Annotated in this window: 21 protein-coding genes; 8 read left to right on the top strand and 13 right to left on the bottom strand. The window is 70.6% G+C overall.

Annotated features, from left to right (window positions below; all coding sequences use genetic code 11):
• Positions 1–7 precede the first annotated feature (7 nt).
• The gene (locus tag ACFRAQ_RS19450) at positions 8–979 is read right to left on the bottom strand and encodes an alpha-E domain-containing protein (protein WP_379101408.1); all 972 of its coding nucleotides are present in this window, start codon (positions 977–979) and stop codon (positions 8–10) included.
• Positions 980–1,142: 163 nt separating this feature from the next.
• On the bottom strand, positions 1,143–2,732 hold the full coding sequence (locus tag ACFRAQ_RS19445; RefSeq protein WP_379101406.1) for a circularly permuted type 2 ATP-grasp protein: 1,590 nt from the start codon (positions 2,730–2,732) through the stop codon (positions 1,143–1,145).
• Between the two features lie 208 nt (positions 2,733–2,940).
• Between ACFRAQ_RS19445 and rpsT the strand changes: the two genes are divergently transcribed.
• Together rpsT and ACFRAQ_RS19435 are read left to right on the top strand one after the other, a co-directional pair.
• Positions 2,941–3,204 carry a 30S ribosomal protein S20 gene (gene rpsT, locus ACFRAQ_RS19440; RefSeq protein ID WP_357090009.1) on the top strand — a complete coding sequence of 88 codons (264 nt, stop codon included), beginning with the start codon at positions 2,941–2,943 and terminating at the stop codon, positions 3,202–3,204.
• Positions 3,205–3,535: 331 nt separating this feature from the next.
• On the top strand, positions 3,536–4,285 hold the full coding sequence (locus ACFRAQ_RS19435) for an LGFP repeat-containing protein (RefSeq protein WP_379101403.1): 750 nt from the start codon (positions 3,536–3,538) through the stop codon (positions 4,283–4,285).
• Positions 4,286–4,357: 72 nt separating this feature from the next.
• Here the strand turns inward: ACFRAQ_RS19435 and holA are convergent, their stop codons facing one another.
• The 8 genes from holA to nadD all read right to left on the bottom strand — a co-directional run bounded on the left by holA (position 4,358) and on the right by nadD (position 11,610).
• Positions 4,358–5,332: a DNA polymerase III subunit delta gene (gene holA, locus ACFRAQ_RS19430; RefSeq protein ID WP_357279569.1), complete on the bottom strand. Its 975-nt coding sequence runs from the start codon at positions 5,330–5,332 to the stop codon at positions 4,358–4,360.
• The gene (locus tag ACFRAQ_RS19425; protein WP_379101400.1) at positions 5,329–6,873 is read right to left on the bottom strand and encodes a ComEC/Rec2 family competence protein; all 1,545 of its coding nucleotides are present in this window, start codon (positions 6,871–6,873) and stop codon (positions 5,329–5,331) included. The genes holA and ACFRAQ_RS19425 overlap by 4 nt, the downstream gene beginning before the upstream one ends.
• Before the next feature lie 112 nt (positions 6,874–6,985).
• Positions 6,986–8,062 carry a helix-hairpin-helix domain-containing protein gene (locus tag ACFRAQ_RS19420; protein WP_379101398.1) on the bottom strand — a complete coding sequence of 359 codons (1,077 nt, stop codon included), beginning with the start codon at positions 8,060–8,062 and terminating at the stop codon, positions 6,986–6,988.
• A gap of 176 nt (positions 8,063–8,238) precedes the next feature.
• Complete coding sequence (locus ACFRAQ_RS19415; RefSeq protein WP_379101396.1) at positions 8,239–9,081, bottom strand: DegV family protein; 843 nt, start codon at positions 9,079–9,081, stop codon at positions 8,239–8,241.
• Positions 9,078–9,878 carry a diglucosylglycerate octanoyltransferase gene (gene octT / locus ACFRAQ_RS19410; RefSeq protein WP_379101394.1) on the bottom strand — a complete coding sequence of 267 codons (801 nt, stop codon included), beginning with the start codon at positions 9,876–9,878 and terminating at the stop codon, positions 9,078–9,080. Before octT ends, ACFRAQ_RS19415 begins: the two co-directional genes overlap by 4 nt.
• Positions 9,868–10,518: a histidine phosphatase family protein gene (locus tag ACFRAQ_RS19405; protein WP_379102169.1), complete on the bottom strand. Its 651-nt coding sequence runs from the start codon at positions 10,516–10,518 to the stop codon at positions 9,868–9,870. The genes octT and ACFRAQ_RS19405 overlap by 11 nt, the downstream gene beginning before the upstream one ends.
• A 5-nt stretch (positions 10,519–10,523) precedes the next feature.
• Positions 10,524–10,952, bottom strand: a complete 429-nt coding sequence (gene rsfS, locus ACFRAQ_RS19400) for a ribosome silencing factor (RefSeq protein ID WP_357279582.1) — start codon at positions 10,950–10,952, stop codon at positions 10,524–10,526.
• 25 nt (positions 10,953–10,977) lie between these two features.
• Positions 10,978–11,610 (bottom strand): nicotinate-nucleotide adenylyltransferase, encoded by a 633-nt coding sequence (gene nadD / locus ACFRAQ_RS19395; RefSeq protein WP_379101391.1) that lies wholly within the window; start codon positions 11,608–11,610, stop codon positions 10,978–10,980.
• A 127-nt stretch (positions 11,611–11,737) separates the two neighbouring features.
• Between nadD and ACFRAQ_RS19390 the strand changes: the two genes are divergently transcribed.
• Entirely contained in the window at positions 11,738–12,151 is a 414-nt protein-coding gene (locus ACFRAQ_RS19390; protein WP_379101389.1) for a secondary thiamine-phosphate synthase enzyme YjbQ, read from the top strand.
• Positions 12,152–12,155: 4 nt separating this feature from the next.
• Here the strand turns inward: ACFRAQ_RS19390 and ACFRAQ_RS19385 are convergent, their stop codons facing one another.
• The 3 genes from ACFRAQ_RS19385 to ACFRAQ_RS19375 form a co-directional block, all read right to left on the bottom strand.
• Positions 12,156–13,610, bottom strand: coding sequence for a VWA domain-containing protein (locus ACFRAQ_RS19385; protein WP_379102167.1), 1,455 nt, complete (start codon positions 13,608–13,610; stop codon positions 12,156–12,158).
• Positions 13,611–13,665: 55 nt separating this feature from the next.
• On the bottom strand, positions 13,666–14,550 hold the full coding sequence (locus ACFRAQ_RS19380) for an AAA family ATPase (RefSeq protein ID WP_379101387.1): 885 nt from the start codon (positions 14,548–14,550) through the stop codon (positions 13,666–13,668).
• A gap of 72 nt (positions 14,551–14,622) precedes the next feature.
• Complete coding sequence (locus ACFRAQ_RS19375) at positions 14,623–15,891, bottom strand: glutamate-5-semialdehyde dehydrogenase (protein WP_379101385.1); 1,269 nt, start codon at positions 15,889–15,891, stop codon at positions 14,623–14,625.
• Between the two features lie 60 nt (positions 15,892–15,951).
• On the opposite strand from ACFRAQ_RS19375, the gene ACFRAQ_RS19370 reads away from it, so the two are divergent.
• From ACFRAQ_RS19370 to ACFRAQ_RS19350, 5 genes are all read left to right on the top strand, one after another.
• Positions 15,952–17,472, top strand: coding sequence for an MFS transporter (locus tag ACFRAQ_RS19370; protein ID WP_379101383.1), 1,521 nt, complete (start codon positions 15,952–15,954; stop codon positions 17,470–17,472).
• Complete coding sequence (locus ACFRAQ_RS19365; protein ID WP_357279595.1) at positions 17,469–17,807, top strand: GNAT family N-acetyltransferase; 339 nt, start codon at positions 17,469–17,471, stop codon at positions 17,805–17,807. Before ACFRAQ_RS19370 ends, ACFRAQ_RS19365 begins: the two co-directional genes overlap by 4 nt.
• A gap of 24 nt (positions 17,808–17,831) precedes the next feature.
• On the top strand, positions 17,832–18,701 hold the full coding sequence (locus tag ACFRAQ_RS19360) for a ribokinase (RefSeq protein ID WP_379101381.1): 870 nt from the start codon (positions 17,832–17,834) through the stop codon (positions 18,699–18,701).
• A gap of 42 nt (positions 18,702–18,743) precedes the next feature.
• On the top strand, positions 18,744–19,274 hold the full coding sequence (locus ACFRAQ_RS19355; protein ID WP_379101379.1) for a PadR family transcriptional regulator: 531 nt from the start codon (positions 18,744–18,746) through the stop codon (positions 19,272–19,274).
• A 130-nt stretch (positions 19,275–19,404) separates the two neighbouring features.
• On the top strand, positions 19,405–20,268 hold the full coding sequence (locus tag ACFRAQ_RS19350; protein ID WP_379101377.1) for an SDR family NAD(P)-dependent oxidoreductase: 864 nt from the start codon (positions 19,405–19,407) through the stop codon (positions 20,266–20,268).
• The last annotated feature ends 8 nt before the right edge of the window (positions 20,269–20,276 follow it).

Raw genomic sequence — 20,276 nt, 5'->3', positions numbered from 1 at the left:
TCCTCGTTCACGCCGGCTCCTCCATCCGCTCGGCCGCACGTCCGTGCAGGCCGGTCCACGCCACCCAGGACTCGGCGTGGAAGTACTGCAGCGCCACGGCCTCCCCCACCTCGCGGCAGGTCTGCTGCAACCACAGCAGCCGGCTGGGCAGGTCCTCCAGCAGTACCGTCGAGGGCAGGAACTCCAGCTCGCTGCGCGCCCGCCCGAGCAGGCGGTGCGCCTCGTGGCGGGCCGCGAACCGGCTGTTGGGCCGTTGATCCAGTTCCTGCAGGCAGGCCTCGGCCACCCGCAGCGAATGGAACACCGACCGCGGGAACAGGCGGTCCAGCAGGATGAATTCCGCGATCTGATTGGCGTCGAGCACGCCGCGGTGGGTGCGCAGGTACGGGTCGTGGGCCCCGGCCGAACGGAGCACCGTCACCCACGCCGGGGACGAGGTGCGGTCCCCGGCGCGCGAATGCAGCAGGCGCACGGTCATGTCCACGCGTTCGATGGATCGGCCCAGCAGCAGGAAACGGTAGCCGTCGTCGCGGCTCAGGGTGGAATCGGAGAGTCCGACGAACATGGCCGCGCGGTCGGTGATGTAGTGGCAGAACTCGTGCGGCCCCAGCGCCCGCGCCGCCCGTTCGGCCGCGGCCAGGCCGTTGAAGGTGGCATTGAGGCATTCCCACATTTCGGTGGAGGTGACTTCCCGTGCGCCGCGGGCATTCTCGCGCGCCCGGCTGATGGAATCGACGATCGAGCCGCCGTCGCGGCCGAAAGCCACCAACTCCGTCACCGACCAGACATCCAATTCCTGTTCCGCGTCGGGCGGTCCGATGCCCAATACCCGCAGCAGAACTCGCGAAGTCCGATCCGGATCGACGGTGGCTTCCTCCAAAAGCTGATGGACCGCGACATCCAGAATGCGCGCCGTATATTCGGCACGCTCGACATAACGCCCGATCCAAAACAAGGATTCGGCATTGCGCGCCAACATGATTCTCTGCCTATCTGCCTCCGCTTCGCTCCGGCGGGTTCGCGGCCCTGGAGGTCTCGTTCTTCCCTCCCTCCGCTCCTCCGCTTCGCTCCCCCGCTCCACTCAGTCCAGAACGAGACGGGCCGCGAACTGTGAGCTCAGCCTCAACGAATTCTGTTGTTGTTCACTGCTGTTGTTGTTTGGCCCGCATCACCGAGGGCTCTCTGGATTGGTCTCTTTCCGGGGCCAGATGTAATTCGCCGACCAGCTCCGAGCCCGCCAATTCCCGTTGCGCCACAGACGTTCTCGGGGACAGCACCCAGGTGTCCTTGCTACCGCCCCCTTGACTGGAATTCACCACCAGCGAGTTCGCGGGCAGCGCCACCCGGGTCAGCCCGCCCGGCAGCACCCAGATGTCGTCGCCGTCGTTGACCGCGAACGGGCGCAGGTCCACGTGCCGGGGCGCGAGGCGGCCGTCGATCTTGCTGGGCACGGTGGACAACTGCACCACCGGCTGGGCGATCCAGCCGCGCGGATTCGCCCGCACCTTGCGCCGGGTCGCCTCCAGCTCACGCGGGCCCGCCGCCGGGCCGATCACGATGCCGTACCCGCCGGAGCCCTCCACCGGTTTGATCACCAGTTCCGCCACCCGGTCGAGCACCTCGTCGCGTTCGGCCGGTTCCCAGCAGCGGTAGGAGTCGACGTTCGGCAGGATCGGCTTCTCGCCCAGGTAGTACTCGATGAAGGCGGGCACGTAGGTGTAGACCAGCTTGTCGTCCCCGACGCCGTTGCCGACCGCGTTGGCCAGCACCACGGTGCCCGCGCGGGCCGCGTTGAGGATGCCCGCCACGCCGAGCATGGAATCGGGCCGGAACTGCATGGGATCGAGGAAGGTGTCGTCGATGCGGCGGTAGATGACGTCCACCTGCCGCTCCCCCGCGGTGGTCCGCATGTAGACGACATTGTCGCGGCAGAACAGGTCCCGGCCCTCGACCAGTTCCACGCCCATCTGCCGGGCCAGCAGCGAATGCTCGAAGTAGGCGGAGTTGTGGACGCCCGGGGTCAGCACCACTACGGTCGGGTCGGCCTCGTTGGGGGCGGCCGCCGCCCGCAGCGCCCGCAGCAGGTGGGCCGGGTAGTCGCCGACCGCGCGCACCCGGTGCGAGGCGAACAGGTCCGGGAACACCCGGGCCATGGTGCGGCGGTTCTCCATCACATAGGAGACGCCCGACGGGGAGCGCAGATTGTCTTCCAGCACACGGAAATCGCCGTGCTCGTCGCGCACCAGGTCGATTCCGGCCACGTGGATGCGGACGCCGTTGGGCGGCACCAGGCCCGCGGCCTCGCGATGGAAGTGGGCGCAGGAGGTGACCAGGCGCTGGGGGATGACGCCGTCGCGGAGGATGGTCTGCTCGCCGTAGACGTCGGCGAGGAAGGCCTCCAGGGCGCGCACCCGCTGCTTGATGCCGCGCTCGAGTTTGGTCCACTCGGTGGCCGCGATCACCCGGGGCACCAGGTCGAGCGGAAAGGGCCGCTCCTGACCCGAGAGCGAGAACGTGATGCCCTGATCGACGAAGGCGCGGTCCAGCGCCTCGGCGCGGGCGGCCAGGTCCTCGGCGTCGATGGCGGCCAGAGCATTGAATATGCCCCGGTAGGGGGCGCGCGGCCGGCCCGCGGAATCGAACATCTCGTCGTAGGCGCGGTGATAGCGTCCGGGCTGATAGCCAGCGAACACCCCGGCGGGAGCGAGTGCGGCGGGAGTGAGCGCGGCCATGCAAAAATGGTCCATCACGCAGGGGCAACGCGCAGTTGGACGGGGATAAATTTCTGGTTTCGGCCATGTCGCGGACCGGGCCGATTTCGTGCCTCGACACCTTGCCTGGTAGCCTCGACGGTCGGTGCTGCGACTACCCATCTCGTAGTGCGCACGAAGACTTTGCATCCCGCATACACACCAAACGAAGGAACACGAGGGAACCGGCGTGGCCAACATCAAGTCCCAGATGAAGCGGATCCGCACCAACGAGCTTGCGCGCCAGCGTAACCAGTCGGTGAAGTCCGCGCTGCGCACCTCGATCCGCAAGTTCCGCGAGGCCGCTGCTGCGGGCGAGAAGGACAAGGCGCTCGAGCTGATGCAGTCGGCGAGCAAGAGCCTGGACAAGGCCGCCTCGAAGGGCGTCATCCACGCCAACCAGGCCGCCAACAAGAAGTCGGCGATCTCGCTGGCCTTCAACAAGCTCGGCTGATCCGACTCCGGTAGTAGCTACCGGATCATGCTCTCGAATAGCCGCCGTGGCCACGAAGACCACGGCGGTTTTTGCTGTACCGCCTCCCCGGGACTTCAGCGCACGGCTCAGTGCCGTTGACCGCCATGCATGCGGGCCGGCGGTTGACAGCCGAAACAATTGTGGGCGTACCCGGCCAGTTACCCCATGGGCGCGAGATCAGTTGTGACGCCTGTAACGGGAACCGTTGTGTTGTCGACTGTGTCGGAGAGACTTGCTGACTTCGGCGGCACGCAGCAGGATGGCTGCGACACCGTCGGGGTGACATCGACACCTGTACTGGAGAGTTCTCTTGGCATCGCTGCGTGACAACCGTTCCTTCTGGACCCGCGGCTCGCTGGCCGCCGGCGTGGCCGCGGTCGCGCTGACCACCGGAATGGGTGTCGCGACCGCGCGGCCCATCGGCCCGTTCGAGGTGGGCGGGGCCATCGAGGCCGAATACGACCGGGCGGGCGGGCCGGAGTTCTTCGGCGACCCGACCACTCCGGAGACCGACGCGGCCGGCGGCGGCAAGAAGCAGGAGTTCGTCAACAACGCCTCCATCTACTGGACCCCGGCCACCGACGCGCACGCCATCGGCGGCGCCATTCGCGACAAGTGGCGTGGCACCGGCGCGGAGTCGGGCTCGCTGAAGTACCCCGTCACCGACGAGGGTCAGACCGGTAAGCCCGGTCGGTTCCAGCACTTCCAGGGCGGGTCCATTTACTGGTCGGTCGGTTCGGGCACCCACGTGCTCAGCGGCGTGATCCGCGACAAGTTCGCCTCCGTCGGCTGGGAGAACAGCCCGCTCGGCTTCCCCATCGCCGACGAGAACAAGACCAACAGCTCCTCGACCCACATCCAGCTGTTCGAGGGCGGCGCGATCTACTCCACCCAGAAGACGGGCACCCACATCGTGTGGGGCGCGATCCGCGACACCTGGGTGCGCAATGGCGCCGAGAACGGCCGCTACGGCTTCCCGAGCGGCGACGAGTACGACTACGAGGGCGGCAAGGCCCAGGACTTCCAGGGCGGCAAGATCATCTGGAAGCCCGAGGCCTGATCCCCTGAGGCGCGGCGCTCCCGCCGCGCCTACGAGGGCGCTCTTCCGGTGCCCAGCCGCTCTATCCGGTGCCTACGAGGCGCTCTCGCGCAGATCCAGAATCCGCGAGAGCGCGTGCTCCAGCGCGTAATCCGCGTCGGCGGCCTGCCCCTTCACATCGGCGTTGAGTCCGGCCACCACCTGCAGGGCCGCGCCGATCGTCGCGCCGGTCCAGCCGCGCGCCTGCCCCTGGGCCTTCTTCACCTTCCACGGCGGCATGCCCAGGTCGCCCGCCATCTTGAACGGGTCCCCGCGCCCGGCCGATCCGACGCGCGCGATGGTGTGCACCGAATCCGCGAGGGCGTCGGCGAGCAGCACCGCGGGCACGCCCCGGTCGATGGCCCAGCGCAGCGCCTCCATGGCCGCGGGGCGGTCCCCCGACACAGCCAGGTCCGCGACCTCGAATCCGGTCACCTCGGCCTTGCCGGAGTAGTACTGCCGCACCGCCGCGATGTCCACCTTGCCGCCGGTGTCCGCCGCCAACTGTGAACTGGCGGCGGCCAGTTCCCGCAGATCCGAGCCGACCGCCTCGAGCAGGGCCTGCACCACGTCCGCGGACACCTTCACATTCGCGGCCCGGAACTCGTTGCGCACGAACTCGACCCGCTCCCCCGCCTTGGTCAGTTTCGCGCAGTTGTGCACGACCGCGCCCATCTTCTGCAGGGCCGGTGCGAGCGCCTTGGCCCGCCCGCCGCCGCTGTGCAGCACGACCAGCACCACGCCCTCCGGCGGTGATGACGCGGCGTCCTGGATGACCGCGACCGCGTCCTTGCCCGCCTCGGCCGCCGACTCCAGCACGATCACCCGGTCCTCGGCGAACAGCGAGGGGCTCAGCAGCTCCGCCAATTCCGGGGTGCTGGCGTCGCCCGCCCGCCGCCGATCCACCGGCAGCGCCGAGGGATCCGCGGTGGTGGCCCGAGCCTGTGCGGTGATCGCCGCCACCGCCCGTTCGATCAGCAGTTCCTCTTCACCGAGCACGAGATGCAGGGGCGCGGGTCGCTGGTTCACGCAACGATCCTACGAGTCCGCCCCGACAACCCCGCGAGCACCAGCCCGCACACCACCGCCGCGACCAGACCCGACCGCAATCCGGTGGGCACGGTGACCGACGCGCCCAGCGCCGCGGCGCGGTCGGACACGGTCAGCAGCCACCAGAGCGGCGGCGCGGTGCAGTGGATGACCACGGCGGCGGGCGGCGACCAGACCACCGCGAGCACCGCACCCAGCGCCCCCAGGATGGTGATGGGCGCGATCACCGGCTCCACCAGCATGTTCACCACGATGGCCACCAGACTGAGGTGGCCGGTCAGGGCGATCACCAGCGGGGTGGTCACCACGAAAGCCGCGGCGGCCACCGCGAACGAATCCGCCGGAATCCGCCACCAGCCGTGCGCCCGAAGCCATTCCGACCAGCCCGGCGCGATCACGATCAGCCCGGCCGTGGCCAGCACCGACAGCGCGAACCCGGCATCCACCGCCAACCCCGGCGACCACGCCAGCAGCCCGATGACCGCGGCGCACAGCGCGGGTAGCGCCTGCTTCCTGCGCCCGGTGCACACCGCGAGCAGCGCGATCGCCCCCATGACCGCGGCCCGCAGCACGCTCGGTGACGGCCGGGCCAGGATCACGAACATGACCAGCGCCGCGCCCGCCGCCACCGCCCCCACCCGCGGATCCACCGTGAGCGCACGCATCGAAACCAGCACCGCCGCAAGCAGAATCGTCACATTGGCGCCACTGACGGCTAACAGGTGGGCCAGATCCACCTCGCGGAAGTTCTCCTGCACGTGCTCGGTCAGACTCGAGGTGTCACCGATCACCAGACCCGGCAGCAGCCCCGCCGCGTCATCCGAGAGGGCTCGACGAGCGGAACCGCCGAAGGCATCGCGCATCCGTCCGGCGGCCCGCTGCCACCACGGCGCCGTACTCGCCGCGACCGGAGCACCGTCGGCCCGCAGCACCGCCACCGTCAGATCGGCCCGCCACGGACGCCCCACGCGCGCACCGAATTCCACCCGCTGCCCCGGCATCAGCGTCCGCCACCCGCCCGCCGGAGCCAGCACGGTGACGGCACCACCCGCCCGCACGATCCGTCCGCCCACCCGATACTCGACCAATTCGCCCCGAACCATCACTGTCGGACCACCGAACGTCTTGCCCGACAATCGCTTCGGGTCCTCCCCCAGCTCCACCACCGCCACGACCCGCTGCCCGGCCCGCACCGCGCCCAGCGGATGCTCCTGCACCCGATGCGCGCGCCATGCCCCCGCCAGCCCGAATCCCACCCCGATCAGCAAGGCCCCCAACACGACCCAGGCCACCCCACCGACCCGGCCCGCCCGAGCGCGTCGAACAGCCAGGGCGGACACCCCCAGCCCGGCCACCACGCATCCGGCGGCGATCCCGATGCCCGCCTGCCACCCCGCCACCACGGCGACAACCGTCGCGCCCCAACCGCACACCGCCGCGGGCACCAGCCGGGCATCCAGCACCTCCGGCGCCGCGTCCGGCTCCCGATCCACCGATCCGGCGCGAGGCTCCCCCGTCATCGCCGCCACTCCGATTCCCGCCGGCGGATACCGCTCGAGGCCACGATGGCCGGCAGCCCGGGCGCGATGATCGCGCTCGTCCACCGGGGCGCCGCGGCGGGTTCGGCGGTTGTCATACCGTCACCCGGTCGCGGAGGCGGTTGAGGCGGGAGTGGCCGATGCCGTCTATTTCGGCGAGTTGGTCGACGGAGGTGAAGCGGCCGTGGCGGGCGCGCCAGGTGAGGATGGCTTTGGCGGTGACCGGGCCGACGCCTGGGAGGGTGTCGAGTTCGGGTTCGGTGGCGGTGTTGAGGTTGACCTTGGCGGCGGGGGCGGTGGAGCGGGGCGGGGCGGGGGCGGAAGGCGAACCAGACCGGTGCCCCGCGGAATTCACGATGGTGCTGACGGCTCGGTCGGGGGTCGGGCGGGGCGCGGCGCGGGCGATGACGATCTGGTCTCCGTCGATGAGGGGCTGGGCGAGGTTGAGGGTGGACAGGTCGGCCTCCGGGCGCGGGGTGGCGGCACGCAGAGCGTCGGCGACGCGGGCTCCCGTGGGGAAGCGGCGGAGACCGCCGTGCTCGACCAGGCCGATGACGCTGACCACCAGTTCGGCTGGTCCCGCGGTGCCACCCGGATTCGCGGTGGGAACGACCGGGTTTCGATCCGCCTGCGGGCCGGTGGACGGCCGCGCCTCGGCGGGTACCGGCGCGCCTGCACCGGGCAGGGGACGCGCCGGCCCGGCAGCTCCGGGCACGGCGGCTCCAAGCGGGGATGCCGAGGCGTCGGCGCCGCGCGCTGCCGGGTCGGTGGGCGGCGAGTCCTGGTCGGCGGGGGCTGTTCCACTGAGGGAGGCGATGGGTGGGACCGGCTGGGAGACAGGGGTTTCACGCAGGCTGATGTAGGCGGCGAAGAGGACCGCGCACAGGGCCAGGGCGGCGAGGACGAGGACACCCCGCGGGCCCGGGTCCCAGCGGGTGCCGCGGAAGCGTTCGGGGACGAGGCGTTCGTGCCAGAGGGAGACGGGGCCGCACGGCTCGGAGAGCCAGGCGGGAGGGGCGGAGCCGGGGTCTCCGAGGTCGTCGAGCGAGTCCTCGTCCCACCGGGAGGGATGGGGGCGTCCCGGGGTGAATTCCGTTGGGCTCGGACGGGGTTCGCTGTCCGGGCGGTCGGTGAGGCGCTGGAGTGGAGTGCGTTCGTCGAGTTGCGGCATGGGGCTCACGGTAGGAGCCGGGGCCGGGCCGGCTGGGACCGCGAACTGGGGTTTTCGCCGGGCTGTGGATACAGAAACTCGTTGTGGACAAGCAGATTTCCAGCACCGGCCGCGTCACCCCGCCCCAGCTGGTGACACTGGCCGACCGGCAGTCCCCGCGGTGCGCGGGGACCCCGTCAGCCGCAGCCGCCCGGGACGACCAGCGCGCCCACTGCTCCCACGCCCAGGTGGACGCCGAGGGTCGGTCCGAACTCGGTGATGATCACCTCGCGGATGCCGGGGATGAGGGATCGAAGCTGACCCGCGATGGTGGCGGCGGCTTCCTCCGCGCCGAGGTGCTGGACGGCGACCGCCGCGCCGTCCTCACCGGCCGCGTCGACCGCGGCGGCGACGAGTTTGGTGAACGCCTTCGACCGGGTCCGGGCCTTCTCGCGCAGTTCCAGGCGGCCGTCGACGATCTGCAGGATCGGCTTGGTCACCAGTTCGGAGCCGAAGAAGGCCGCGGCGGAGGTCAATCGGCCGCCGCGGCGCAACTGCTCGGTCCGGTTGACCACGATGAACGCCCGTCCACGGCTGGCGGCGGCGACCGCCGAGTCGTAGACCACGTCGAGCGGTTCGCCCGAGCGGGCGCGGCGGGCGGCCGCGAGCACGGGCAGGCCGGTGCCGAGCCCGGCGCTGAGCGAATCCACCAGCCGGATGCGGTGGGCGGCGTCCATATCGCGCACCGCCTGCCGTCCGGCCTCCCAGGTGCCCGACAGCTGCCGCGAGATGTGCACGGCCACCACGCCGTCGCCGTCGCTGAGCTCCAGCGCGCGCTCGTAGACCGCGCGCAGCTCACCCGGCGAGGCGGCGGAGGTGGTGACCTGCGAGGACCCGTAGTCGATATCGCACTCGTCGACACCCTCGCGCATCTCCCGGTCGTCGACCAGCACGTGCAACGGCACCGCCAGCACCCCCAGGTCGGCGGCGAGTTCGGCCGGGAGACTGGCCGACGAGTCGGTCACCACCACCACGGTCATGCAGTGTGTACCTCGTCGGTCGTCACCTCGGTCAGCACCTTGACCATGGCCCGCGCGACCGCGGTGTGGCCTTCCCAGCCCCAGTGGATGCCGTCGGGGTTGGCCGGGCCGTTGAACACGTTGTCGCGCACGGCTTCTCCGAGGTCCACCAGTGGCACGTGGTGTTCGGCGGCCCAGGCGGTCACGGCCCGCACCATGGGTTCGCGGCCGGTGTGCACCTGCGCGTAGGCCTCGCACTTGTGCACCGACGGCAGCACCGCCACGAACGGCAGCTCGGGCCGCAACTGCGCCAGCGAGTTCCGCGACTGCTCCAGGTAGTCCACGCTGACCTTGGGCGGCAGCGCCACCGGCCGGCCCAGCGGGGACAGCCGCGGCTGCAGCCAGTTGTAGGCCTCGCGCACCCGGCGGCGCAGGGCCGCCGGACGCGTGTAGCGGATGAGCTCGCGCAGCGCGGTGGGCAGCGGCGAGGGCAGCGAATCCATACCGCCGGTGGCGAATACGACCGCTCCGGCGTTCGGCACGGCGGCCCACACGCGCGGGTCCCCGATCAACGCCCAATAGGCGTCCCGGCAGGTCCACCCGATGCGCGCGACCAGCTCGACGTCCCAATCGAGTTCGGCAGCGACGAGATTGGGCCAGATGCGCGGATGGTCCGCGGGCAGACCGCCTTTGGGGCCGAAGTAGGACAGCGAGTCCGCGACCACGACCAGCACCTTGCGCTGCGACGCGGTCTCGATCACCGAATCGTCGGCTGCCGCTTCGCTCTTCGGCCGGTCGGCGCCGTTGTCAGAGGCCATCGGGAGCCGCCTTGGCGACCGCGTTCCACACGTCCAGTCGCCAGCCGGGCCGGTCGATGCCGGGGCCGTGGCTGGTCAGCTGCACCCAGCTGGTGTTGGCGAGGCCGCCCAGGGCGGGCCAGCTGGACTCGGGCAGTTCCAGCAGAGCCGCGGTGAGGGCCGCGATGAGCCCGCCGTGCGCGACCAGCATGACGCTGCGGCCGGGCCAGTCCTCGCGGGTGGCGAAGAGTTCCTGCACCACGGGCAGCGAACGCGCGCCGACCTCGAGCTTGGATTCGCCGCCGGGCGGGGTGAAGCGGGCGTCGAGCCGCCACGCCTTGCGCGCGCCCGGGAACTGGGCGTCGACCTGGCGGTGGTCCATGCCCTCCCAGTCGCCGAGGTTGGTCTCGCGCAGGCGCGGGTCGGTGACGACCGGCATGGCGGCGCATTCGGCGACGGCCAGCGCGGTGTCGTGGGCGCGCTTGAGATCGGAGGAGACGATGGCGATCAGGTCGCTGGTCGCCATGTCGGGGGCACAGTCCTTGGCCTGGCGCCGGCCGATGTCACTGAGTTCGGTATCGGTCTGGCCCTGCATGCGGTCGGTGGCATTCCATTCGGTCTGTCCGTGCCGCAGCAGAATCAACCGGCGGACGCCGGCCATCTTGCTCACTCGTCGTCCCCAGCCTTGTCTTCATCTGTCGTGGCGTCCCGGTCCGCTGCCGCGGTCCGCGGGTCGCCGATCCCCTCGACCGCCACCTGCGGGCAGTCCTTCCACAGTCGTTCCAGGCCGTAGAAGTCGCGCTCGTCCTCGTGCTGCACGTGCACCACGATCTCGACGTAGTCGAGCAGCGCCCAGCGGCCCTCGCGGGTGCCCTCGCGCCGCACCGGCTTGTGCCCGGCGTCGCGCAGCTTGTCCTCGATATTGTCGACGATCGCGTTGACCTGGCGCTCGTTGGGCGCGGACGCGATGACGAAGCAGTCGGTGATGACCAGCTGCTCGGAGACATCCAGCACGACCACGTCGACGGCCAGCTTCTCGTCGGCGGCCAGTGCGGCCACCGTCGCCATCTTGACCGCTTCTGCCGATGCTGTCACCCTGCTACCTCTTCCCTGCGCACTTTCACAATGCACGCTCTTGCGACACGTACAGGTGCCGTTTCGATATGTATTGGACGACCCCGTCCGGGACGAGGTACCACACCGGCCGGCCCTCCCCCGCCCGTCGCCGGCATTCGCTCGACGAGATGGCCAGGGCCGGGATCTCGATCATCGTGACCGTGCCCTCCGGGAAGTCGCGGAGGTGTTCGGCGAGATGGTCGATATTCAATTCGTACCCCGGACGGGTCACGCCGACGAATTTCGCCAGCTCGAACAGTTCGGACCAATCCTGCCATGTGAGGATGCTGGCCAGCGCGTCCGCTCCGGTGATGAAGTAGAGATCCGCGTCGGGGTGCTGTTCGGCCAGGTCGCGGAGGGTGTCGACGGTGTAGGTCTCCTTGCCGCGGTCCACGTCCACGCGGCTGACCGAGAAGCGCGGGTTGGAGGCGGTGGCGATGACCGTCATCAGATAGCGGTCCTCCGCCGGGCTGACCGGCCGGTCCCCCTTCTGCCAGGGCTGTCCGGTGGGGACGAAGATCACTTCGTCCAGGTCGAACCGGTTGGCGACCTCACTGGCCGCGACCAGGTGCCCGTGGTGGATGGGGTCGAAGGTGCCACCCATCACGCCCAGCTTGCGGCGGCCGTTCGTCTGCACGAAACGCGAGCTTACCGGGGGCTGAGCCGCCGCCCGCGCAGCGGCGGCCCGGATCCGGACCGGCCGCCCCGAATCTCCCGGACGTGGCACCCGGATTCACCCCGGCCCCCGGAGGACGATGGTGGTCATGCAGAGCACCCTCATCGAAGTGAAAACCGGCCGCAGCGACGTCGTCCACGACCTCACATCGCAGTGCACGGCCTTCCTCCGCGAGGTGACCGCGGGCGGCGACGGTCTGCTACACGTCTTCGTCCCCCACGCGACCGCGGGCATCGCGCTGATCGAACTCGGGGCGGGCAGCGACGACGATCTACTCGCCGCCCTGCGCGACCTGCTCCCCGCCGACGACCGCTGGCGCCACGCGCACGGCTCCCCCGGCCACGGCCGCTCCCACGTGATGCCCGCCCTCATCGCCCCCTACGCGACCATCCCGGTGCTCCGCGGCGAACTGGCCCTGGGCACCTGGCAATCCATCGCGATGGTCGACCTCAATATCGACAATCCGATCCGCCAGGTGCGCTTGTCCTTCCTGGCCGGCTGAGCTCCTAGACAGGCAGCAGGCGGCCGACCAGGGCGGTGAGCTGGCGGGCGGAGCGGCATTCGTGCATGTCGACGATGTCGGCGTAGCGGTTGGCGGCGGAATCGCCGGTGCCCCACATCTTCTCGGCCTCGGGGTTGAGCCAGTGGGCGTGTTTGGCGGTCTCGACGAGCCGGCGCAGGGTATCCAGGGCTGGGTCGCGGTAGTTGGTGCGGGCGTCGCCGAGGATGAGCAGGGAGGTGCGGCTGGTGACGGCGTCGGGGAAGCGCTCGGCGAAACCCTCCAGGGCCGAGCCGTAGTCGGAGTGGCCCTCGATGCCGACGACCTCGGCCTCGGTGAAGATGCGGCGGGTCAGCTGATCGAGCGGGGTGGCGGCGTCGAACAGGCCGGTCACCTCGTCCACGCGGTCCACGAAGGCGAAGATGCGGACTCGGGAGAACTGTTCGCGCAGCGCGTTCACCAGCAGCATCGTGAAGCTGGAGAATCCGGCCACCGAGCCCGAGATGTCGCACAGCAGCACCAGATCCGGGCGGCCGGGGCGCGGCTTGCGGGTGACCAGGTTGACCGGGACGCCGCCGGTGGACATGGATTTGCGCATGGTCTTGCGCAGGTCGATCTCGCCGCGCCGGGAGCGGCGGCGGCGAGCCGCCAAGCGGGAGGCCAGGACTCGGGCCAGGCGCTGGCTGCCGCGGCGCAGTTCGTCGAGTTCGTTCTGGGAGATGCGCAGGAAGTCGGCGTCCTCGGCCTGGCGGGCCACCCCGTAGGTGGCGACGCGTTCGCGGCCGATGCGTTCGGCGACGCGGCGGCGGGTCTCGGCCTCCACGGTGCCGCGGAAGTCCTTGATGCGCTGCCGCGCCGCCCGGCGGGCCACCTCGGTGTCGAAGTCGGAGTTGTCCATGCCCTGGGCCAGGCCGGCGAGGATCTTGCTCACCAGCAGTTCGGGCTGGAGGTCCTTGAGGGTCTGGTAGGCGGAGAAGGACGGCCCGCCCGCGGCCTGGTACTGGCCCATCTGGTCGACCATCTGCGCGGCCAGCGCCTGCAACTGCTGCGCCTGCTCGCCGGAGGGGTCCTGAACCAGCAACTCCGCCAGCATCTTCCGCAGTTCGAGGATGTCGACCGAGCCGTCGGGCTTGACCGGCAGCTCGATCTCCTCGGCTCCGATCCGCTCACCGAGCGCGGCCGGGAACCACAGGTCGAACATGCCGTCGAAGGTGGCGCGCTGGGTGGTGCGGCGCAGCAGCGCGCACGCCAGACCCTCGCGCAGGGCCTCGCGGTCCATCAGGTCCAGGACGGTGAGAACCTGTCCGGCGTCCACGGTTTCGGACGGCCCGACCGGAATTCCCCGGCCGCGCAACGCTTCCACGAAGCCGACCAGATGCCCCGGCAGGCCGTGCTCGGCCGTCGGCCCCGGGACCGTGGTCACCGGTTTGGCGGGAGTGGCATTGCTGGTGAAGGCCCGCATGGCCGCCGACACCAGCCCGCGCGGCGTGTTCTCCCGGCCCGTGCCCGCCATGACGTCAGGCCAGCTTCAGTTCGGCCTGGGCGCGCACGTGGTCGGCCTGGTGCTTGAGCACCACGCCGAGGGTCGCGCGCACGGTCTTGTCGTCGAGGTCCTTGGCGCCCAGGGCGAGCAGGGTGCGCGCCCAGTCGATGGATTCCGCGACCGAGGGCAGCTTCTTGAGCTGCATGCCGCGCAGCACGTGCACGATCCGCACCAGCTGCGCCGCCACGGCGGGCTTCAGTTCCGGCACCCGGCTGGCCAGGATGCGGCGCTCGAGCTCCTCGTCGGGGAAGTCGATGTGCAGGTACAGGCAGCGCCGCTTGAGCGCCTCGGACAGCTCGCGGGTGGCGTTGGAGGTGAGCACCACGAACGGCTTGCGGCTCGCGGCGATGGTGCCCAGTTCCGGCACGGTGACAGTGAAGTCGCTGAGCACCTCGAGCAGCAGGCCCTCGATCTCGACGTCGGCCTTGTCGGTCTCGTCGATGAGCAGCACCGTCGGCTCGTCACGGCGGATGGCGGTGAGCAGCGGGCGTTCCAGCAGGAATTCCTCGGTGAAGACGTCGGCCTTGGTCTCGGCCCAGTCGTTCTCCGAGGACGCCTGGATGCGCAGGATCTGCTTGGCGTGGTTCCACTCGTAGAGCGCCCGCGCCTCGTCCACGCCCTCATAGCACTGCAACCGCACCAGTTCCGCGCCCGCGACCTGGGCGACGGCCTTGGACAGCTCGGTCTTGCCGACACCCGCGGGCCCCTCGATGAGCAGCGGCTTGCCGAGTCGGTCGGCGAGGAAAACCGAGGTGGCGGTGGCCTTGTCGGCCAGATAGCCGGTGCCGGCAAGCCGCTCGATCACATCGTCGACCGACGAGAAGATCGGCTCCTGGGTGGGCGCGGTGGTCGGAGCCACGGGCGGTCCTCCTACTTTCGGGGGTCCGGGAGAAGCCCGGACCCCAATTCCAACCGGCGAAGCCGGGTTTCGCTAGACGGGGCGAATCTGCCCGTCGCCCCACACGATCCACTTGGTGGAGGTCAGTTCGGGCAGGCCCATGGGTCCGCGGGCGTGCAGCTTCTGGGTCGAGATGCCGATCTCCGCGCCGAAGCCGAACTGCTCACCGTCGGTGAACGCGGTGGAGGCGTTGACCATGACGGCGGCGGCGTCCACGCGGGCGCTGAACTCGCGCGCGGCCTTCAGGTCGGCGGTCACGATGGCCTCGGTGTGGCCGGTGCCCCACTCGTTGATGTGGTCGACGGCGGCGTCGAGATCGTCGACGACCTTCAAAGCGATGTCCAGGGACAGGTATTCGTCGGCCCAGTCGGTGTCGGTGGCGGGCACCAGGCCCGGCAGGTCACCGTGGATGGTGACGCCCTTGTCCTCGAGCGCCCGGATCATGCGCGGCACCGCGACCTCGGCGATGGCCCGGTCGATGAGGACCGTCTCGGCGGTGTTGCACACCGAGGGCCGGCGGGTCTTGGCATTGATCAGGATGGACTCGGCCATATCCAGATCTGCGTCCTTGTGGACGAAGACGTGGCAGTTGCCGGTGCCGGTCTCGATGGTCGGCACGAGCGCGTCGCGCACCACGGCGTTGATCAGGCCCGCGCCGCCGCGCGGGATCACCACGTCGACCAGGCCGCGGGCCTGGATCAGGTGGGTCACGCTGGAGCGGTCCTCGGACGGCAGCAGCTGCACGGCGTCGGCCGGAAGACCCTGCGCCGCAAGGGCTTCCCGCAGCACCTTCACCAGGGCGGCATTGGAGTTCGCGGCCGAGGAGGACCCGCGCAGCAGCGCGGCATTGCCCGACTTGAGCGCCAGCCCGAAGGCGTCGACCGTGACGTTCGGCCGCGCCTCGTACACCATGCCGACCACGCCGAGCGGCACCCGCACCTGGCGGATCTCGAGGCCGTTGGGCAGCGTCTTGCCGCGCACCACGTCGCCGATCGGGTCCGGCAGCGCGGCCACCTGCCGCAGCCCGGCCGCGATCCCGTCGACCCGGGCCTCGGTGAGCCGCAGCCGGTCCAGCTGAGATTCGGCGGTGCCGCCGGCCTTGGCGATCTCGATGTCCTCGGCATTGGCCGCGAGGACGGCGGCCGCGGCCGCGAGCAGCGCGTCGGCCGCGGCGTGCAGCGCGGCGTCCTTCTGCGCGGTGGTGAGCTGGGCGAGCGTCCGCGACGCCACCCGAGCCCGGCGCGCCGAGTCGTGCACCGCCTCGCGGACGGCGTCCCGGTCGGTGGTCGTGGGAGCAGTCATACCGACAGATTACTGACTGCGTTCCGACGCCGGTCGCGGGCAGGTTGTTACCTTGGACCCATGACCGCGAGCATCCGGTTGTCCTCGGGCACCGGTCGATGGGTTCTGCTGGCCACCGTCCTCGGTTCGGGGATGGCCATGCTGGACGCCACCGTCGTCAATGTGGCCCTGCCGCGGATCGGGGACGAGTTCGGCGCGTCGATGGCGGGCCTGCAGTGGACCGTCAACGCGTACACGCTGACCCTGGCCGGACTGATCCTGCTCGGCGGGTCGCTGGGCGACCGGTACGGGCGGCGGCGGGTGTTCCTGATCGGGGTGGTGTGGTTCGCCGTCGCCTCGGCGTTGTGCGGTGCGGCGCAGGATATTTCGATGCTGATCGCGGCGCGCGCGTTGCAGGGCGTCGGTGGCGCGCTGCTGACACCCGGATCGCTGGCCATCATCCAGGCCTCGTTCGCACCCGGGGAACGGGCGCGGGCGGTCGGGGCCTGGTCCGGGCTGGGCGGCGTGGCCGGGGCCATCGGGCCGTTCCTGGGCGGCTGGCTGGTCGAGGCGGCCGGATGGCGCTGGGTGTTCCTGCTCAATATTCCGTTGGCCGCCTTGGTGATCGCGGTGACCGTCAAGCACGTGCCCGAGACGCGGGATGCCGGCGCCCGCGGGCGGTTCGACGTCCTGGGGGCGGTCCTGGCCGCGCTGTGCCTGGCCGGGCTGACCTACGCGCTGACCATGGCTCCCGAACGCGACGCGAGCCGAATATTGGTGTGGGGCAGCGCGATCGCGGGGATCGTGGCCGGTGCGGCGTTCGTGATGGTGGAGCGACGGCGCTCGCGCCCGGGCGAGGACCCCGCCGCCATGCTGCCGGTGACCATCTTCTCCTCCAAGCAGTTCACCGCGATCAATGTGGTCACCTTCGTCATGTACGGGGCCATGAGCGTGGTGTTCTTCCTGTTGGTGCTGACCTTGCAGGTGGTGTCCGGGTTCGATCCGATCGCCGCGGGCACCGCGATGCTGCCGGTGACCGTGCTGATGCTGTTGTTCTCGGCCCGTTCCGGCGCGCTCGCCCAGCGCATCGGCCCGCGCCGGCCCATCACCATCGGCGTCCTGCTGGCGGCGGCGGGCATGCTGCTCATGACCCGCGTCGGCCTGCACACCTCGTACCTGCGCGATGTCCTGCCCGCCGCGATGGTATTCGGCCTCGGCCTGACCCTGGCGGTCGCGCCCCTGACGGCGACCGTGCTGGCCACGGCCGACGAACGGCACGCGGGCGTGGCCAGCGGCGTCAACAACGCGGTCGCCCGTGCGGCGGGTCTGCTCGGCGTCGCCGCCATCCCGCCGCTCGCGGGCCTCACCGGCGCGGCCTACACCAACCCGCCCGATTTCGCGCACGGCTTCCACCTGGCCATCGTGATCTGCGCCGTGCTCATGCTCGCGGCCGCCGCCCTGGCCTTCTTCACCGTCCGCGACGACGCCCTGCGCACCGCCCCGCCCGAGTGCGAGCCCGAATGCCGTACCTTCTCCGCCGTGGCGAGCCCACCCCTGGAACCCGATCACCACACCCCGACCATCGGAAGCGAGCGCGCATGACCACCACCGAACCGACCGTCACCCAGTCCACCGACACCGTCCCCCAGTTCTTCGGCATCAAGGTCGGCGAGACCCGCGCGGGCCTGACGGCCTACGTCGATCACGGCCGTCAGCGCATTTTCTTCCACACCGAGATCGACGACGCCTACAGCGGTCAGGGCCTGGCCTCGAAACTGATCTCGGCGGCCCTCACCGCCACCCGCGCGGCGGGCCGCCGCATCGTCCCCATCTGCCCGTTCGTGAAGGCGTATGTGGACAAGCATCACGACTTCGACGACATCGTCGATCCGGTGACCCCGGAGGCGAAGGCCGTCGTCGAATCGGCCCTCGGCTGATCCGGCTGCACTAGGGTCCCGGCCATGGCGCGAATCGCGGTGGTGGGCAGCATCAATATGGATCTGGTGACGACCGTGGGCCGACGGCCGGAGGCCGGGGAGACCGTGTCGGGCGACGGGTTCGCCCTGGTGCCGGGCGGGAAGGGATCGAATCAAGCGATCGCGGCGCGCCGGGCCGGCGCGGAGGTCGAGTTCGTCGGCGCGGTCGGGTCGGATGTGTTCGCGGACGCGTTGCGAAAGGTGTTGCGGGAGGACGGGGTCGGGGTCGCGCGGCTGCGGGAGGTGGACGGGCCGTGCGGGATCGCCACCATCGTGGTGGACGCGGGCGGCGAGAACACCATCATCGTGGTGGCGGGAGCCAACGGGCGGATGACGGAGCTGAGCGCGGCGGATCTGGAGACGGTGGCGGGCGCGGATGTACTGCTGTGCCAGTTGGAGATTCCGGTGCCGACGGTGCTCGCGGCGGCCCGGCACGCGCGGGCCAACGGCACCGTCGTGCTGTTGAATCCCTCTCCGGTGCGGGACCTTCCGGGCGACGTCTGGGCCGAGGTGGATATCGCCGTGGTCAATGCCGGCGAGGCCGCGCGCCTGGAGTCCGCGCTGCGCGACGTCCCGCACGTCGTCACCACGCTCGGCGGCGCGGGCGCGTCCTATCGCGGTCCCGGTGGACTCGCGCTCTCCCACCCCGGTTTTCCGGTGCGCGTGGTGGACACCACCGGTGCGGGCGACACCTTCACCGGAGCGCTCGCCGCGCACTGGCACGAGGGCCCGGCGGCCGCGCTCGCCTGGGCCTGCGCGGCCGGGGCCCTGGCCACCACGACATTGGGCGCCAGCGCATCGGTTCCGGCGGCGGCCGAGGTCGAGGCGGTACTCGCGGCGGCCGGCGCTCGATAGCCGAATGTGATGATGGGCTGAGGCTCGACGAAAGGGTGTGGCATGTCGCTGCGGCATGGGTTGCTGGGGTTGCTGGCGGAGGGCCCGGCCAGCGGGTACGACCTGGCCCAGCGGTTCCAGGAGGCGCTGGGCCCGGTGTGGCCGGCCCGGCATCCGAAGATCTACGCCGAACTGGGCAAGCTGGCCCAGGCGGGGATGATCGAGATCGACAGCGAGGGCGCGCGGGGCCGCAAGGCGTACCGGATCACCGAGTCGGGCCTGACCGAGGTGCGCCGCTGGCTGGTCGAGGAGGAGGTCGACCACACCCTGCGGGTGGAGCCGCTGTTGCGGTCGTTCTTCTCCTGGCTGATGGACCCCGCCGATCTGGACGAGCATCTGGAGCGCGAGGCCACGTTCTTCGGCGATACCGCGGCCATGTACCGGGAGCTCGCGCTGGCCAAGGACCGCGGCGATTTCGGCGACGACCCGCACGCCAAGTCCAAGCGGATCACGGTCGAGGCGGGTATCCGGCTCTACGAGGCGCTCGCCGAATGGGCGGAGTGGGCGCGCGACGAGATCGCCGAGGATCGGTAAAACACCGCACCACACCGGGATTCGCATCGGCAGGGGCACTCGTATCCATTGACATGTCCCTTGGGACATGTACCCTTGTTCATGTACCCGGGTATATGCGAATCAACCGCGACTCGATCCGAGGCTTCCCATGACAGCACCCACCAACGTGCGCGCCATCCTGCTGACCGGCGCGAACGGCGGCATCGGCCGTGCCTGCGCACAGGCCCTGGCCGCCAAGGGATTTCACGTCTACGCCGGTGTCCGCACACCGGCGCCCGAGCTCGATGCCACCGGCATCACCCAGATCACCCTCGACGTCACCGACCCCGGCAGCGTCGCCGCGGCCGCCGAGTACATCGGCAAAGCCGAGGACGGGCACGGCCTGCACGCCGTCATCAACAATGCGGGCGTACTCGTGCAGGGCCCCGTCGAACTGGTGCCCATCGAGGAATGGCGCCGCCAATTCGAGGTCAATGTGCACGGCCCCGTACGCATCATCCAGGCGTTCCTGCCACTGCTCCGCGCCGGCGGAGGCCGCATCGTCAACGTCAGCGCGGCCAGCGCCCGGGCCGCCTTCCCGTTCCTCGGCCCGATCGGCGCGAGCAAGTCCGCACTGGAGTCGTATTCGGAATCACTGCGGGTCGAGCTGGCCCCGTGGCGTATTCCGGTGTCGATCGTGCAGCCCGGGGCCATGCGCACCGAGATCTTCGCCAAGTCCACCGCCGCCGCCGAATCCGCACGGGCACAGGCCGATCCGCGGAGGGTGGAACTCTACGAACGCCAGCTCGTCGCCTTCGACACCGCGGCCGCCGGACAGCGGTACGCCCCGCCGGAGGTCGCGGCCGCCGCCATCGTCCGCGCCGTCGCGGCCCGGCGACCGAAAGCCGTCTACGTCGCGGGAACCGATGCGCGGCTCGCCGTGTGGCTGTCCCGTATCCCGGCCCGGCTGCGGGACAGCGTCTTCCAGCGCGCCCTCGGCCTGTCCGGCATCGAACCCGCCCCCGTCCACTGAACCCCCGC

The organism is Nocardia sp. NPDC056611 (assembly GCF_042792755.1).
Lineage (GTDB): Bacteria > Actinomycetota > Actinomycetes > Mycobacteriales > Mycobacteriaceae > Nocardia.
The sequence above is the reverse complement of the archived record's forward strand: the minus strand, read 5'-3'. Positions and strand labels throughout refer to the sequence as shown.